The sequence below is a fragment of the Candidatus Saccharibacteria bacterium genome, from assembly GCA_016700315.1.
In the GTDB taxonomy this organism is placed as follows: Bacteria; Patescibacteriota; Saccharimonadia; order Saccharimonadales; family SZUA-47.
In genome coordinates, this window is sequence record CP065013.1 from 972508 (window position 1) to 988272 (window position 15765).

Annotated in this window: 24 protein-coding genes; 4 read left to right on the forward strand and 20 right to left on the reverse strand. The window is 44.9% G+C overall.

Annotated features, from left to right (window positions below; all coding sequences use genetic code 11):
• Positions 1 to 103 precede the first annotated feature (103 nt).
• The 19 genes from IPO96_05115 to IPO96_05205 form a co-directional block, all read right to left on the reverse strand.
• Complete coding sequence (locus IPO96_05115) at positions 104 to 697, reverse strand: hypothetical protein (protein QQS64910.1); 594 nt, start codon at positions 695 to 697, stop codon at positions 104 to 106.
• Between the two features lie 40 nt (positions 698 to 737).
• Positions 738 to 1073, reverse strand: a complete 336-nt coding sequence (locus IPO96_05120) for a hypothetical protein (GenBank protein QQS64911.1) — start codon at positions 1071 to 1073, stop codon at positions 738 to 740.
• A gap of 45 nt (positions 1074 to 1118) precedes the next feature.
• Positions 1119 to 2348 carry a CapA family protein gene (locus IPO96_05125; protein QQS64912.1) on the reverse strand — a complete coding sequence of 410 codons (1230 nt, stop codon included), beginning with the start codon at positions 2346 to 2348 and terminating at the stop codon, positions 1119 to 1121.
• Positions 2349 to 2490: 142 nt separating this feature from the next.
• A complete protein-coding gene (locus IPO96_05130; protein QQS64913.1) occupies positions 2491 to 3234 on the reverse strand; it encodes an aquaporin in 744 nt (247 codons plus the stop codon).
• Positions 3235 to 3282: 48 nt separating this feature from the next.
• Positions 3283 to 4545 carry a hypothetical protein gene (locus tag IPO96_05135; protein QQS64914.1) on the reverse strand — a complete coding sequence of 421 codons (1263 nt, stop codon included), beginning with the start codon at positions 4543 to 4545 and terminating at the stop codon, positions 3283 to 3285.
• Positions 4546 to 4591: 46 nt separating this feature from the next.
• Positions 4592 to 5011, reverse strand: a complete 420-nt coding sequence (atpC, locus tag IPO96_05140; GenBank protein ID QQS65428.1) for an ATP synthase F1 subunit epsilon — start codon at positions 5009 to 5011, stop codon at positions 4592 to 4594.
• A complete protein-coding gene (locus tag IPO96_05145; protein ID QQS64915.1) occupies positions 5011 to 5229 on the reverse strand; it encodes a hypothetical protein in 219 nt (72 codons plus the stop codon). The genes atpC and IPO96_05145 overlap by 1 nt, the downstream gene beginning before the upstream one ends.
• Complete coding sequence (locus tag IPO96_05150) at positions 5226 to 5498, reverse strand: hypothetical protein (GenBank protein QQS64916.1); 273 nt, start codon at positions 5496 to 5498, stop codon at positions 5226 to 5228. Before IPO96_05150 ends, IPO96_05145 begins: the two co-directional genes overlap by 4 nt.
• 1 nt (position 5499) lies before the next feature.
• Positions 5500 to 6903 carry a F0F1 ATP synthase subunit beta gene (gene atpD / locus IPO96_05155; protein ID QQS64917.1) on the reverse strand — a complete coding sequence of 468 codons (1404 nt, stop codon included), beginning with the start codon at positions 6901 to 6903 and terminating at the stop codon, positions 5500 to 5502.
• 47 nt (positions 6904 to 6950) lie between these two features.
• Entirely contained in the window at positions 6951 to 7202 is a 252-nt protein-coding gene (locus IPO96_05160) for a hypothetical protein (protein QQS64918.1), read from the reverse strand.
• Between the two features lie 51 nt (positions 7203 to 7253).
• On the reverse strand, positions 7254 to 7517 hold the full coding sequence (locus IPO96_05165; protein ID QQS64919.1) for a hypothetical protein: 264 nt from the start codon (positions 7515 to 7517) through the stop codon (positions 7254 to 7256).
• 204 nt (positions 7518 to 7721) lie between these two features.
• Positions 7722 to 8594 carry an ATP synthase F1 subunit gamma gene (gene atpG / locus IPO96_05170; protein QQS64920.1) on the reverse strand — a complete coding sequence of 291 codons (873 nt, stop codon included), beginning with the start codon at positions 8592 to 8594 and terminating at the stop codon, positions 7722 to 7724.
• A gap of 51 nt (positions 8595 to 8645) precedes the next feature.
• Positions 8646 to 9026, reverse strand: coding sequence for a four helix bundle protein (locus IPO96_05175; GenBank protein ID QQS64921.1), 381 nt, complete (start codon positions 9024 to 9026; stop codon positions 8646 to 8648).
• 8 nt (positions 9027 to 9034) lie between these two features.
• A complete protein-coding gene (locus IPO96_05180) occupies positions 9035 to 10579 on the reverse strand; it encodes a F0F1 ATP synthase subunit alpha (protein ID QQS65429.1) in 1545 nt (514 codons plus the stop codon).
• Positions 10580 to 10591: 12 nt separating this feature from the next.
• Positions 10592 to 11002 carry a F0F1 ATP synthase subunit delta gene (locus IPO96_05185; protein ID QQS64922.1) on the reverse strand — a complete coding sequence of 137 codons (411 nt, stop codon included), beginning with the start codon at positions 11000 to 11002 and terminating at the stop codon, positions 10592 to 10594.
• A 16-nt stretch (positions 11003 to 11018) separates the two neighbouring features.
• The gene (gene atpF, locus IPO96_05190) at positions 11019 to 11612 is read right to left on the reverse strand and encodes a F0F1 ATP synthase subunit B (protein QQS64923.1); all 594 of its coding nucleotides are present in this window, start codon (positions 11610 to 11612) and stop codon (positions 11019 to 11021) included.
• Between the two features lie 23 nt (positions 11613 to 11635).
• Positions 11636 to 11842, reverse strand: a complete 207-nt coding sequence (locus tag IPO96_05195; protein ID QQS64924.1) for an ATP synthase F0 subunit C — start codon at positions 11840 to 11842, stop codon at positions 11636 to 11638.
• Positions 11843 to 11952: 110 nt separating this feature from the next.
• Positions 11953 to 12780, reverse strand: coding sequence for a F0F1 ATP synthase subunit A (locus IPO96_05200; protein ID QQS64925.1), 828 nt, complete (start codon positions 12778 to 12780; stop codon positions 11953 to 11955).
• Positions 12773 to 13114: an AtpZ/AtpI family protein gene (locus IPO96_05205; protein ID QQS64926.1), complete on the reverse strand. Its 342-nt coding sequence runs from the start codon at positions 13112 to 13114 to the stop codon at positions 12773 to 12775. Before IPO96_05205 ends, IPO96_05200 begins: the two co-directional genes overlap by 8 nt.
• Before the next feature lie 134 nt (positions 13115 to 13248).
• Between IPO96_05205 and IPO96_05210 the strand changes: the two genes are divergently transcribed.
• From IPO96_05210 to IPO96_05225, 4 genes are all read left to right on the forward strand, one after another.
• A complete protein-coding gene (locus tag IPO96_05210) occupies positions 13249 to 13506 on the forward strand; it encodes a glutaredoxin family protein (protein ID QQS64927.1) in 258 nt (85 codons plus the stop codon).
• Positions 13507 to 13518: 12 nt separating this feature from the next.
• Positions 13519 to 14028: a hypothetical protein gene (locus IPO96_05215; GenBank protein ID QQS64928.1), complete on the forward strand. Its 510-nt coding sequence runs from the start codon at positions 13519 to 13521 to the stop codon at positions 14026 to 14028.
• 31 nt (positions 14029 to 14059) lie between these two features.
• Positions 14060 to 14734: a hypothetical protein gene (locus IPO96_05220; protein ID QQS64929.1), complete on the forward strand. Its 675-nt coding sequence runs from the start codon at positions 14060 to 14062 to the stop codon at positions 14732 to 14734.
• A gap of 166 nt (positions 14735 to 14900) precedes the next feature.
• Positions 14901 to 15470, forward strand: coding sequence for a cob(I)yrinic acid a,c-diamide adenosyltransferase (locus IPO96_05225; protein QQS64930.1), 570 nt, complete (start codon positions 14901 to 14903; stop codon positions 15468 to 15470).
• Positions 15471 to 15474: 4 nt separating this feature from the next.
• Here IPO96_05225 and IPO96_05230 read toward each other — a convergent pair whose 3' ends face one another.
• Entirely contained in the window at positions 15475 to 15750 is a 276-nt protein-coding gene (locus IPO96_05230) for a hypothetical protein (protein QQS64931.1), read from the reverse strand.
• Positions 15751 to 15765 lie beyond the last annotated feature (15 nt).

The following is a 15765-nucleotide window of genomic DNA, read 5'->3' on the forward strand; positions in this document are numbered from 1 at the left end:
GCTACCAACTACTAACTACCAACAACTAGTCCGTAGTCCTAATCACTCTAACCTCTAACCTCTAACCTCTAACCTCTAACCTCTAACCTCTAACCTAATTGTCTTACAAGAACGCATATAGAAAAATCAGCAGCAATGAAGTTGCCAGGAGTGCCCAGCCAAAGATGTCATTGTTTTGTTCGATAGATTTTTTGAGATTGCTAGCCGCTTTTCTGCTTAGAGGCAAGTCATCGACATTTAGCCTAAGCCACGAATAATTGACAGCGATAACCCCGATATAGCAAAAAATGCAGAATACACACAGCGCACCAATCGAAAGCGCACTTTGGCTTAAGTACCAATAGCCAAATAGCAAGAAAAACACCGATAAAAACTGCATAACCAATCTAAAGTTTTTGTTAAGCTTGCCATCCGAAAACCACATGGTGAGTCCCACTCCTAACATCACACCAAAAAAGAGCAGGCACATAATCGTGTTAGAGAAACCAAAAACGGAGGATTGCCATGCATCAAAAACACTGCTGCAAGAAAAAACGCTATTGATGTTACATCGCAGTATTTGGTCTGGTTTATCTGCCCAAGAAATCCTCTCAATCAACTGTATAAATGAGGCCAGGGCGCCCAACCCAGCTCCAGCAGTTAGTATTTTCCAATATTTTTTATCTGTTCTTTTAAACAAGTCTTTAATCGATTTCATACTTCAATTATATACCTTTTGCCAATCTCCGAAAAAAAATCTAGTTGCCGGATGGCATTCTACTTGAGCTAACCTGAAAGCCGACAATATCTCCGGGCGGTACACGCCTCTGCTTAAAAAATCTTTCTGCCGTATCCCCCCGGGGGAGAATTACAACAAATGTCGGGCAAGACAATACGTCTTCACTATGTCTTCCATCAACCACACCATCAAACGAAACTGGGCACTGTTCCAAATAAACATTATTGCCTAGCACAAGTCTGACCAACGCACCTCGTGAGCTATCAAACACCTCAAGACTAGAAGGGGGTTTCTCAGCACATGAGGTACTGCCCAGTAAACTTGCTGCTACTATGGCCCCGAATCTTTTATTCATAAACATACTTATACTCTTAATTGTAGAGAATGCAAGAAAAACTATTTATCTTTGGCCTAATTGTGCCCTCGTATCCGTCCAATCTAACCTTTGCTCAACTGCCTTTTGCAGCTCATCATCACCGCGTTCAGTTATTTTTCGTAGGCCAGTTTTGCTTGCTATAACTTCATATCTGTATTCGGGGAAAAACTTTTTTAATTGTCGCAAGCGAGCTTGCTCTAAACAATTATCACGTAGCTTCATGGGGTTACATGTTCTAGCAAGCTCGAGCCACTTCCCAACATTTTCGTCGTATTTTATTTGCATACTCACATCGATCGACACGCCACGATTAGTCTCAGGATCTAGCTGATCAAAAATGAAGTTGCCGGTAGAATAAAAAATTGGCTTGCCTTTGTAGACCTCGCTCTGCTGCACCCAATGAGGCGAATTTTCGATGGCAAAATCTGCCCCGTAATCGATCAATTTATGACCAATATCTATCTGCCTTTCGTCTGCACTAGATTGGTATTCCACGCCTACTTGAGAAAAGCCCCAGACAGGCATTATTTCTGCGTATTGCTTCATGATTTCCATCTCGCCCGGGGCAGGGGCCCGCTCAAAATAATGCCAGGCACAAAAAGCGATTGGTAGCGAAGCCACATCAGCTTTGCCGTCGGGGTAGATTAGATGAGTCTTAACCGCCAGGATGCTGCACGCATCTTCGACTACGGAAGGGTCGTAATTCCCATAAGATTGTACTCCGCCATCCTCTAGATGTTTTTGCGTCTCAGCCATACTGGTCGGCCCTAAGTCAGCAGTATGATTATTAGACAGGGCATAAATTGAAAAATACTTACTCATAGCGGTCAGGAATTCTGGGTGACAATTAAAGACTATGTTAGCAACCTCATACTGAAAGCTTTGCCGCTTGGTAGTCATCGGACATTCCAAATCAACCGCCCATTCATCATATTTTTCTGGGCTAAAGCTAGCTAGTTTTGAGAATGGCTGGTTAAAATCGCCATTGGCGTAATAAGCTGTCGCTCTAGCAATAACAACCGTACCACTGAATAAGTAACGGCCACTAATTTTGGTCGGCGTTTTCGCTGAAAAGGCATTATTGTTTAGTGACTGATTCGGTGAAGAGGTTTTCGGTTTTGCTTTATTTTGTGAACTTAATAACAACCATGCTAGAGAAGCAACAGTAACTATCAACAGCACAATAGCCAAAGCCAAAATAATTCTTGAACTTCTGCGTCGATTGTATTTATCCAAATGCCTTTCGACTCTCACAAATCTGATTATTACACAGTAATCACGTTAATAAAAACAACTAATACATAGGGCTAGATAGACTCTAGCCCTACTCCTAACTACTAACTACCATCTACCATCTACCATCTACCAACTACCAACTACCAACTACCAACGCTTATTATCGGCGTTTTTTGGTCTTAGCTTTTTTGGTTGTTACCTTTTTAGTTGTAACAGTGACTTTTGGAGCGTCGCCGCTAACTACACTGGCTACTTTTCGGCTTTCAGCAAGCTTCATTTCTTCCATTGGGGCAAAGAATAGCGCATACACGTTAAAACCTAGAAGACTACCAACTACAGGGGCCAAAGCGTACGTCCAACTCCATGAATTTAGCCCAAGTGCTACAGCTGGGTTTAGTATACCACTACTGGCTGTTGAAGCCACAATTGCACCCAGCATTAACGAAGTACCGATCAAAAATGCTTGCTTATAGCCACTTAGCTTTTGCATAACGGCCGCCGCAATTCCATGCGTAAACACGAAAGCTCCGCCCATTTCAGCAAAGAAGACGCGGCTATCAAAACCACCGCCAACATTTGCAACTGTTGAGTTACTGAAGTACTGGAACAAGACCAACGCCAACAAACCGCCAAACATTTGCGCAGCAATGTAGACCAACGCTGTGGTTGTTTCTACTTTTCTGACGGACCAAGCACCCAGCGTAACCGCCGGGTTGAAGTGGCCACCAGAAACTCTACCTAACGCCAGCACCAAAACCGCCAGTGTTAGCCCAGCCGTTGCAGCTACAAACCAAGTTGATGTTAATATTGCGCCCACCGCATTTGCCTGTGCCAGCACAAGACTAGCTAGCATTAGCGTGCCGACAAACTCGGCCATCACCATGCCTATTTTATTTCTTTGCATATCCTATAACCCTCCTAGTTATACCTTAATCGTACATTATTTGTATTATTAATCAATAGCGTTATATGAGGCATACTTTTTTAATGCCTTCGACTGGATCCCTATGCCCAAAAATAACTTAGCGATATTTTTCATGCTATTTATGTCATCAAATAGTATGGCTGCGTTCATACGACATATTCCATCATTAACAGTAAGGGCTAAAATGTGAAGAAATTCTTCACCCATCGTTTCTTTTAACATCATTAGTTTTTGTGTTAATTTTTCTGATCCTTCAGCAAAAAGCCCGTTAAACGTAGCAACATTTTTGGCGATAATACCGTTAGCTTTTAGCATCAAATATGCAGTCATTCCTGTCATCCTAAAGTTGCAGTCGATTATATATGATCTGCCTGATCTATCCACCAAAACATCGAAACATCCTACTCCATACCAACCCAACTTTGCTACCCCAGGTAAAATGATATCTTTAATACATTGTATTACCCCATCTAGATCCGATGAATCTTCATTATTGAGAATTAGCCCCCCTATAAACTCCCCTTTAGTTGTAGTTACTTGATTACTTATTCCGATTATTTCGATTTTGCTGCTATTGTTGTAATCGATAGCGAATTGAATTCCGTAGTTTCTTACAGCATCAACATATTCCTCAATTAGTATATTTGACGTTGAGTTTGACAATTCATTGGCTACATCTGCTAATCTTGATTTACTCTTACACAGATACACCCCGTCCCCAGCACTAGAAGAAGACACCTTTACGACGCATGCATCAATATCATTCGGTATATTTCTTAAAAAATCTCTACCGTTTTTGTACATTGCCAATCTTTTAGTATGATACTCGCTAGGAATAAATTCAGGAATATTTCTTTTATCATTCAGCCAATTTGTCAAAGATGGGTCTATCAAAAATAACCCTTTCATTTCGTCGTTAGTAAAGGGCTGAGCCATCAGCAATTCTTTATTTTGTAAATTTGTTTTTAGGAATTCTTTGACCGCAGCATTCCTTTTATCCCCGAAAAGACCGACATCAATTTGAGATGGGAATAATACTACATTTTCTGAATAAATATTTTTAGTACCAAAGATATTGTAAATTTCACTCTGACAAGCCTCATAAGCTTGTTTAAAACATAAAACTTTAACATCTTCACCCGCACAAACAAGTGCCCTTGCTGCAACTAATTCTTCTACCTCTGGAGGTACAAGATTTAAAAAATCGTCATTTTGACCACTTGGATAACCATAATAATAATATGAATTTTTAGGTAGATATCTTGAAAGACTGATTTTCGAAGAGTTCATTGTAATTATTCTCGATACACTAATTTAATGTGGTTATAGCATTCTGCTAGCGTTTGCGGCGTTTTAGGCCGGCTACTTGCAATCGGACAGCGGTGCGATCCAGCAACGCTTGTGCGTGCTCTAGGCTTAACTGATCTTTGGCGTCAGCTTTAAGTTTTAGGGCTCTGTCGTGTGCCGCTTTGGCTTCTTCTTCATTGATCTCTTCGCTATTGTCAGCTTCGTCTACTAAGACCCTTAGAGTGTTACCGCTAACTTCCACTGCGCCACCACTAATCGCAAACTGCTCACGCATGTCGTCGCGCTCTCCAGCTGTGCGGCGCACCGAAACAATGCCGGTTTTTGCCACACTGATAAGTGGCATGTGACCTGGCAGCACACCGATATAGCCAGCCATAGTCGGGATAGTTACTTCGTAAACATCCTCGTCAAACTGCAGGCCATCGAGTGACACTAGCTGAAACCTGATCATCTTTTTATCAACTCCTTAGCTTTGGCAGAAGCTCTAGCAAAAAACCCTGCGGCGCTGTCGGCGCCGATTTTTACCAGCATACCAGCCGTGGCTACTGCACCAACAGCCATCACTAAAGCGATTTTACTAACGTCAACTTCGGGTGTCTCTGGTCGCAAAACTGAGGAGTTGTCAGCTCCCATGTCAAAATCACGGATTGGTCTCGGTGCACTCATGCTTCCTCTCCTTCTGGCCGACCTGTTAGGTGGGCCGGCATATTTTGATCCAGAAAGCGTATTTCTACTCCATCATCATCCACTTCAGCCAACGCTCCATCGCCTAGTTGCATGTAGGTCCTAAAAAGCCGCATTTGCTCTGGCGACATCTGATCATTGAGGTTTGGTTGCGGAGCATAGCCCTCGCGCATTTGGGCGATAGTGTCTGCTCCCTCGTTCGCAAACAGAAACCGGTGCGGCAAACTAAATCCTTCTAGTGAATCGCCCATACTATGCCTTTACCTCGCTGATATCACCTTTCATATAGAAGGCTGACTCAGGTTTGTCGTCGTGTTTACCATCCAAAATCTCGCGGAAGCCAGCAACCGTGTCAGCAAGCGAGACATATTTACCAGGCTTACCCACAAAGACTTCGGCCACGTGGAATGGCTGAGTCAAAAAGCGCTGAATTTTGCGAGCTCTAGCCACCGTCAACTTATCTTCGTCGCTAAGCTCCTCCATTCCCAAAATAGCGATGATGTCTTGGAGGTCTTTATAGCGCTGCAAGATTCGCTGCACTTCACGAGCAACTTGGTAATGTTCCTCACCTACGATTTCTGGGTCTAGGATTGTCGAGCTGGAATCTAGTGGATCAACAGCAGGGTAGAGACCTAGCTCAGTCAATGCACGGTTTAGCACGATTGTGCTGTCGAGGTGAGCAAAAGTCGTAGCTGGAGCTGGGTCGGTAAGGTCATCGGCTGGCACATAGACGGCCTGAACGCTAGTGATCGAACCTTTGCGTGTTGAAGTAATGCGCTCCTGCAAAGCACCCATCTCGACGGCCAAGTTTGGCTGATAGCCCACAGCCGAAGGCAAACGTCCAAGCAAGGCCGATACTTCGGCACCAGCTTGAGTGAAACGGAATATGTTGTCAACAAAAAGCAGCACGTCGCTACCTTTGTCGCGGAAACCTTCTGCAATCGTAAGGCCACTTAGCGCAACTCTCAGGCGAGCGCCTGGCGGCTCATTCATCTGGCCGAAAACTAGACTGGTTTTGTCTAGCACACCAGAATCTTTCATCTCGTAGTAAAGATCGTTACCTTCACGAGTACGCTCACCAACGCCCGCAAACACCGAGTAACCACTGTGGAACTTGGCAATGTTACTGATAAGCTCCTGGATCAAAACCGTTTTACCGACACCAGCGCCACCGAACAAACCGACTTTACCACCTTTGGTGATTGGGCTGATAAGATCGATGACCTTGATGCCCGTCTCCAAAATCTCGACGCTGCCTGACTGCTCGGTAAAGGCTGGGGCAGAGCGGTGGATCGGAGCTCGTTCGTTGTTGAGGGCTTTTCCGCCGTCAATCGGCGCACCTGTAACGTCAAACATTCTACCCAAAGTTTCCTCACCGATCGGCACACTGATTGGCGCGCCAGTGTCGGTAACTTCTGTGCCGCGCTCTAGGCCGTCAGTTGAACCCAGCGCAACGGCTCGCACGCTGTTTTCGCTGAGGTGCTGCGCAACTTCAAAATAAAGCACCTGTCCGCTTGTATCGACAGTCAAAGCGTTATAGATCGCCGGCAAATGTCCGTCGTCAAACGCTACGTCGACAACGACTCCCACTACCTGGCTGATTCGGCCTTTTTTGTTGACTGCTGACTGTTTACTTTTTACTGTTGCTTCCGCCATATTATCTCCTTATCGACTTTATGAATTACTGCTTATACAATTACTTTTCATACCGAATCTCTGTGACCTCTTTCTACATCTGTTAAGCCATGAATATAGCCAAGTACATAGTGAGTTAGGGGGGGCTGAATATTGCCGCGTAGCCCTTCGGCAACTGTTAATCCTTCGTGGGCGGCATCTACCACTGCTTCTACGATATATGCCAACACACCATCGGGCAGGTCAAGGTATTTAAACCTCTCAGCAATAGGTTTAGCGAGCTCTCTAGCGGTAGCCTCTCCGGGCATCAATTCAGCCATTCTAACCTTCAAGCCCTTCCTTGTTTATTCCTCGCCGCTGACTCTCAGACATTATTTCATAACCTCCGGTTTTGGCTTTGCGAAAGACAACATTGCTGTGCTGGACAAAACGCTGGCTACCCTGTTCGCTGTCGGGTCATCTATTCCAGCTAGCACAGCTAGTCTGGTGGCAAACTCCTCAAGCGTTAATAGAGTACTGCCCCGATAAATGTCGGCATTTGGCCCCCAAGCCTCCTTTTGAATAGCCCCAGTATTCTCAACACCACTGATAAAGCTATCAACCTCTTCTCGTGTTCCTAAAGGAATGCCACTCATTTAAAGGCCTCCTTTAATCATTAATCGTTCATCATTAATCATCATCATTTCATCGCCTCCGCGCCTCGTCCAAGCAAGCTACCAGCTTCCGACAACAAAATTAAATTTTGTGTCTGCAGCTTACCGCTGCTTCTCCTCTCAAAATCGCAATTCCTCTTGCGATTTTGTTTAACCAGTGTGGATAAAATATTGCTAATCATAGACCTATGCCGCAATCGCTTCGGCGCCTCCTGTTATTTCGGCGAGTTCCTGAGTAATAGCAGACTGGCGAGCGGTGTTAAACTCTAGTGTCAGGTCGTCAATAATCTCTGTCGCGTTATCGGTAGCGTTTTTCATGCTAAGCATACGCATCGACTGTTCACTTGCAATCGACTCTAGCAGCGCTTGCCAGATTTCCACCTCTAAAAGACGCTCCGTCACGTTGTCGAGCACCTCTTGTACGCTCGGCTCGAACGTCACATTGCTCAAACCTTGCTCGTCAGTGGCTTCTTCACGGAACTCAGCTGGCAGGATAACAGATTGTTCGGCTATCTGTGAGATATTGCTCTTGTGTTCGGTAAATAACACCACCACTTGATCTACTTTAGCCCGCGAATACTCTTCGACAACGGTGTTAAGAATTGGACGTATGTCATTGGCGCTTGGCCGATCGCCGAATTCAGAATAAGCGGCCGTTATTTCGACGCCCTCGACGCGCCTGAGGAACTGTGCCCCCCGTTTACCTATGATAATAATCTGGCTCTTGATCGACTTCTCACGATCCGCTTTAACGTTTTTAGCTAGCAGTTTAATAATATTCGAGTTGTACGCACCGGCTAGACCGCGATCACTAGTAATAACTACATATAGCCGTGTTCGTACACTGCGCTTAGTGTAAAGTGGGTGATCAGCAATTTCTACAACGCTTGCAAGTCGCGCCAGCATAGAGTGAGCTGCCTCACGGTAGGCACGGCCCGAATGTGCGGCTTCCGTAGCCTTGCGCATCTTACTGGCAGCCACTAGCTCCATAGCTTTAGTAATCTGCTTAGTGTTTTTGACACTCGCGATACGTCTCTTAAGCTGCTGCGTACTAGCCACAATGAACTCCGTTCATAGTAGTAAGTAGTAAGTAGTAAGTAGTAAGCATTTTTACTTAACCACCTTCAACGATTTAATTAGCCCGTTTAGTACCTTGCTAACTTCTACGCTGAGATCAGCAAGCTGTTTAAATAAAGCTTTGTCTACAAATTTTAGGTCACGCGCAATTAATAGTTGGTTTTGAACTTCAGTAGTCGACCCAAGCGCAATATGATAGTAGTTTATCTTGTCTGCCTTTGTGCGTCTACTAAAGCCTTCGGCTATATTTGATGTTATCGAAACACTAGCCCTCTTAATCTGACTAGTTAGACCGTACTGTTCTGCGACAGGGAATCTCTGCGCCACACTGTAGATGCCAAGCACAAGCTCATGGCCTTTTTGCCACGCTGTTAAATCTGTAAAGCTAGTTATTTTGCTTGCTACTTGCTGCATACTACTACCTACTTGTTTTTCTCCACTGGGTGGTAGCTTTCGGCTACTTTTTTGGCTAGTGCCAAAATAGCTTCTTTTTCTTTGTCATCTGGTTCTGCGCCAGCGTCAATTTTCTCTAGTAATTTGCCGTGCTTGCTCTTGAATTCACGGAGCAGGGCACCTTCGGCATTTTTGATTTTGCTGATCTCAACTTTGTCAAAACAGCCTTCGGTAGCAGCCAGCAGCATGACGTACATTTGCCATGTAGCGTACGGGGTGTACTGAGGTTGTTTAAGTAGCTCAGTTAGACGCTGACCGCGCTCGATGCGCTGTTTGGTGTCAGCATCTAGGTCAGTCGAGAACTGGCTAAAGCTAGCCAATTCACGGAACTGTGCTAGATCAACACGAAGTGATTTAGCAACCGATTTAACAGCCTTGGTCTGGGCCGAACCACCAACACGGGACACAGACAAACCAACTGAAACAGCTGGGCGAATACCCTGGTAGAACAGGTTAGTTTCCATGAAAATCTGACCATCAGTAATACTAATCACGTTAGTAGGGATATAGGCGCTAATGTCGCCGGCTTGCGTCTCAATTATCGGTAGAGCTGTCAAAGATCCTGCGCCTAGCTCATCACTAAGTTTGGCGGCTCGCTCAAGTAGGCGAGAGTGCAAGTAAAACACATCACCCGGATAAGCTTCGCGGCCCGGTGGACGCCTCAGCAGCAAGCTCATCTGTCGATAAGCCGCAGCGTGCTTGGTTAGGTCGTCATAGATAATCAAAGCGTGTTGCTTGTTGTCACGGAAATACTCACCCATCGCTGCACCAGAATATGGCGCAAGATACTGCATTGGAGCAGGGTCGGCTGCGCTTGTAGCTACCACAATCGTCTGATCCATGACGCCTTCACGCTTTAATCGCTCGACAAGTCTAGCTATTTTGCTCATTTTTTGCCCAATTGCAACGTAAATGTTGATCACACCGGTTCCTTGACGGTGTTGGTTGATCATAGTGTCGAGCGCCACGGCCGTTTTACCAGTTTGACGGTCGCCAATGATAAGCTCACGCTGACCGCGACCGATTGGCACCATTGAATCAATAGCGATAATACCTGTCATCATTGGCTCATGCACGCCCTTACGAGCTAGCACGCCGGGAGCGATTTTCTCTGTAGGGCTGGTAGCGCTGGCTTTGATAGCGCCTTTGCCGTCAAGTGGCCGACCAAGTGGGTCAACTACTCGTCCGACTAGTTCTGGGCCAACTGGCACTTCGACGATGCGGCGAGTCCTAGAGGCGCGAGCGCCTGCTTTGACCAACGTATCGTCTCCGAGAAGCACAGCACCAATTTCATCACTACCTAAGTTGAAGGCAAAAGCCGTGATACTTGATCCGTCAGTCGCTTCAACTTCAATCATTTCGTTATAACCAACGCGGGTTAGACCGTAAATCCAGATAACGCCGTCGCCAACACGAGTAACAACGCCTGTCTCTTCAATCTCCGGCCGATTCTTTAGCTCAGCTATGGCCGCACGAATGTCTTTGGATAATTCTGTAATCGTAAAATCTTTCATCATAATAATTCCTTAGGCTTTGCCTTCTGCCACTAATCGTTTAAATCTGTTCAGCTTACCACGTACCGACAAATCGAGAATCTCTTGAGGCAGTTCAATCCTGACACCCCCAACCAAATTAGTGTCGACAATCGGCACTAGTGTAATCGATTTAACAGCAGGGTAGTGGCGTCTTAGCAGCGCTTCTACATCGTTCAGCACGAGAGGAGTAAGCTCGTGCGCCGAAACAACGTGCGCCTCTAAAAGTCCATTTTCTAAACGATATTGCATTACATCGCGCATCAAAACACTCACATCAATCGTCGCCAAACGCTCCTCAGCCAAGTAGGCGCTTACGGCGCTTGCTAACTCTTTAGAGTCTTTAATCTCTAAGGTTTTTTGGCCGATGATTGTTGCTAGTTGAGCGCGGGTAATGCTTTGCATAGGGCTTTTTGTACCTTTAGCGACCTTTCTTGACCGCGCGGTCAATTATGTCGGCGTCTTTTTTGGCATCAACCTTACTTTCAACAACTGCTTCAGTTGCTTCAGAAACCAAACCGGCAATTTCTTTTTCTAAACGGTGTTTTGCTTGTCGAGCCTCTTCATTGATCCGCTCTTCTGCATCAGATAGCATTGCCTCCGACTTCTTGTGAGCAGACTTCTCAGCCTCACGAACAAGTTCGCGGCCTTCTTTTTGGGCGTCGCCAATTATCGCATCAGCCTCGTGACGTGCATCTCGCACGATTTTGGCTGTCATTTCTTCCATTTTTGCTTTTTCTTTTTCCATCTCGAGGCCATGCTTTACACCGGCTTCGATTGTTTTGTGGCGCTTGTCGAGCATTTTGACGATCCGATCAAATGCAAACTTTTTGAGTAACGTAAAAATTAACACAAAAGTTATGATCTGAAACAAGAAAGCCTCAACGCTGAAACCGAGAATCCCACCGGTTGAGTGTTCTGCTGGGGCTGGAGTAGCTTCGGTTGAAGTATGCGTCTCAGCCTGTGGCTCACTCATGTTATGGCCTTCGCTTGCGCCTAAAATCTTATATGTCATTCAATTTTCCTTTAGGCTAAATATTAAATAATGAACAAGCTTGCGAATACCAAAAGCGCCATCAACTCGACGATAGCGATGATCACGAAGGTCTGACCAAAGTATTTGGCAGCCTCTGGGTTTCGACCAACAGCATTCATGAACGCTGAGCCGATCAAACCGATACCAATAGCTGGGCCAAGCATACCAAAGCCCATCATGATTCCTTTTGCTAGAACTGTTAAGTCCATATTTTTTACTCCTTCCGGGATTAAGCCGGACAATTAAATTATTTTGTTAATTTGTTAAACGCAGTTGTCTTCGTACCGTGTACTACGTACCTAGTACTTCATTTCTCCCCTTATGCGGTAGCCTCCTTGGCTAACTCTGCCTGCAAATGATCCTCCGACTCATGGTCGTGATGGATCGCTGCCGACAGATACATAATGGTAAGCATGGTGAAGATGTAGGCCTGTAAAGCGCCTACGAAAAGCTCCAGGCCAACAAACGGCAGGGCAGTGACCGGCCCGATTTTGCTGCCTAGGTAGGTAAAGATCGAGATAATGATTTCGCCAATGGCAACGTTTAAGAACAACCTAAGTGCCAAAGAACCGATACGGGTTAGTTCGCTGAAGAGCTCAAAGATACCCAGTAAATAAGTAGCAGGATTTTTTAGCGAGCCAGCAAAGTAGTGGCGAATGTGCTTTTTGAAGCCGCTCTCACGGATCGCAAAAACCTGCACCAAAATCATCATCACGGTACTAGCTGCAAGAGTCCCGTTCAAGTCAGCCGTAAAAGGTCTAAAAAGCGGTGAATGGTTGTAGGTAATCGCTTCGCCAACTCCTGGTAGTAGACCAAGCCAGTTAGAGAACATCACGAAAAAGAACGCACTAGTGAAAAACGGCGCATACTTTATGGCTTTTTCACGGCTACCTAGCGAGTTCTGAATGGTACTAATAATAAATTCCGTACCAATCTCGACTAGCTGAAAAATGCCTCGCTTTGGTCGCAGAGTCATCTTGCGAGCAATAATTTTCAGCCCGAGCAGTATAACCAAGGATGTTATAACTCCATAAAACATTGAATTACTAATGTGTAGGCCATTGTAAGTAAAAAGCTCGGACGGCGTAATGTGGATAGCCGGACCTTTGCTTTCGGCTTCCGCAAATCTACTAAGTAAATTAATCATCTAATCCTTTCTGTGGTGTTGGTTTAATTTTCTTTTTTGACTTAAATCGGGATGCCATGTCTGCATTTATCTGTTTGTAAGTACGGTTTATTAGGTAGCCGCAGCCAAAAATTGCAATAAAAAAAGCCGCCAAAGTGTATGACGGCTTGCTGTTAAGCTTCTCGTCGAGCTTAATGCCCGCAATTACAGGAACAATAATCATCAAGGCCATGCGCCAGCCGATACCAGCAATGTTTGAAATTAGTTCATTTCGAGCGTCAAACTCTGGCAGATACGCTAAAGCAGGGTCATTGCCCAATGCTAATTTGCGCTTACCAATAAGCTTTTTACCCATATTTTGATAGTATTGTAACAGATGCGCTAGCCTGTTACAAGCAGATACTTGGTTTTTTATAATTACTCTGTTTTTAGTTTGACCTGTACACCTCCAAAATAGTAAAATATATCCATACTTACAGAGGAGTACAAATGGCAAACTCAAAAGCAAAGGTGACAGTATACTCAACTACATGGTGTGGTTATTGCAAAATGCTCAAAACTTACCTCAAGGGCCGCAGTGTTGATTTTGATGAAGTAGATATCGAGGAAGACCGCGCCGCCGGACAACAGATTATTGAAGCTACTGGTCAGATGGGCGTTCCTGTTACGAACATCGGCGGTAAATACATCATTGGCTTTGATCGACCACGCATAGATGCTGCACTACAAGAACTGCATTTAATATAAGGAGGACCAAGGATGTACGAAACGCCCGAGCAAAGATACGAAAGGGCGGAGTTCTTTGGCGCTCTCGCTGAGTCAACAGAGCCTCAAAAGTCCTACCCTGAATTGGCAAGATACGTAAACGAAAATGGCCGACTATTTATTGGCGGCCTAAGACTATCTTTTTCTCCTGGCTTGACAGCAATTGGCTTTGCAAAGCGGGGTATTGAACCGCGACACATTGCCGACAAAGAGGTGAGGTTGCTTTACCAAAAATGGAAAAACACGGACAATCATGAGCTTTCAGTGGCACTTACGGAGCATATGTCTGATGACGATATAAGCTCTTACGCCCAACAATACGACCCGATAACAGGCTTGGTTCTGCTAATCGAAGAACAACGTGCAGTCCATTTTCCGGATGAATTTAAAGAATCGAGATCTTCAACTCTCTTAATTTGCTATGAGGGGCTGATTAATACTGTTCATGGCCTAAAAACTCAGCCAGACCAAAACTTTTCTAGCAGTCACATGACTGCCGCTTGATTATTTTATATTTTTCGTATATAATATCTACATGAGTACGGTCTTGTACGCCAAGAGTCATGACGAATACATCAAGACACTTCCGGATTTTAACGGCGGTGGACTAACGGCTCTTGTATTACCAATTGCTGACTATATCGGCCAGCAAAATCCCCGTGTGATTACTCAAGCAGATGGCCGAGACGCTATAAAATCTTCGGAAGTACCGGCTTTAGTTCGTGATACTGCCATACATACAATCAACACTCATTCGACTCCAAAACTTTCACCAAATGCAAAAATAATAAAAAACCCACCGATATTTGGAAGGCTCACGCCAATAACTGGAGTACACACTGACCTCAAAAGCGAAAACGGCTTTGCGGCAGAAGGGATTGGTGTTTTAGGGACTTGGTTTCTAGTTGAGGGGGCAGCTAGACTACTACTAAAGCAAGCAGCTAGTTTTGACCCATCTGAAATCTCGCAAGAACTAGAAGAACTATCAGACGAGACAACAAGCCCACAAGTTACAGGGCATAACATAATTAAAGCTGATAGAAATGGTGATTTTTTAGACTTAACTCTAACTGGACCCCATATCGTTTCATGGGCAATAGGTATGAGCCCCGAAAAAGAGATTCCAACTGTTTTTCACCAGATTGAGTCGGTACGGGGGCATAAAAGATTATCTACAAATATATATCCACACCTTTTTAAACTATTCTAGTGCCTCTTAAAATCAGATTATTCCGCCAGGAATTACGCGTTTAGTGCATTTTCGGATGAAAATCGAGTACCGCAAGCCGAGCCGTACTTAACCTGTGTTGAGCACGGAACGGAGATTTTCGCCAAAAAGGTGCAAACGCGTGATTCCTGTCTGCTAAACTTTAATTATGGCTTTTGAGGATTTTAAGACCAAACAATCTGTAGTGGTAGTATATACCGGCGAAGGGAAGGGTAAAACTAGCGCAAGCGTCGGCCTATGCGTACGCGCCCTAGGTGCGGGATGGCGGGTAGCTTACATCCAATTTATTAAGCATTGGGAAGTAAGCGAACATAAGTTTTTTGCAAAAATCGCACCACTCTATGCTGACGATTTCATGTTTTACAAAGGCGGCAAGGGTTTTTACAACGCTGGCGATCTCAGCGCCAAAGATGTGAGCGCAAAAGAACACAAACTAGCCGCAGAAGAGACTTTTAGGGTCAGTTTAGAAGCCGCCACAAGCGGTAAATACGACATAGTTATCTGTGACGAAATCAACAATGCCGTAAATGACAAATTACTAAAGCTGGCACGTATCGAGGAACTAATCAAATCTCGTGCGCCTCAAACGAGTTTGTGTCTTACTGGACGCAATTTTCCGACAAAACTATTAGCACTAACAGACATAGCCACAAATATGACCAAGCTCAAGCACCATTTCGACGATAAGTTCCTGGCCAATAAGGGCATCGACTACTAAACAGTTATTTACTTGGTTTTGCTTGGCTATCTACTATCGCTATTGCTGCGCTTTTTATGGTAGCTTTCATAGCATCGCAGTCGAAAGAGATACCTTGATCTCGAACCATCCAAGCTGGAGAATTAGACTGTGTAATCGTAGCTATGCTAGGCATAATACTTTCAGCTAGGAGCTCAGCGTTTTTTTGACCATATCCATTGCCCTCCAACAGACCAATTACGAAGCCAACCGACCCTTCTACACACCTCTTACAGGTTTTTAAGCTAGGATCTTTTAGCACCGGACATTCAGGATC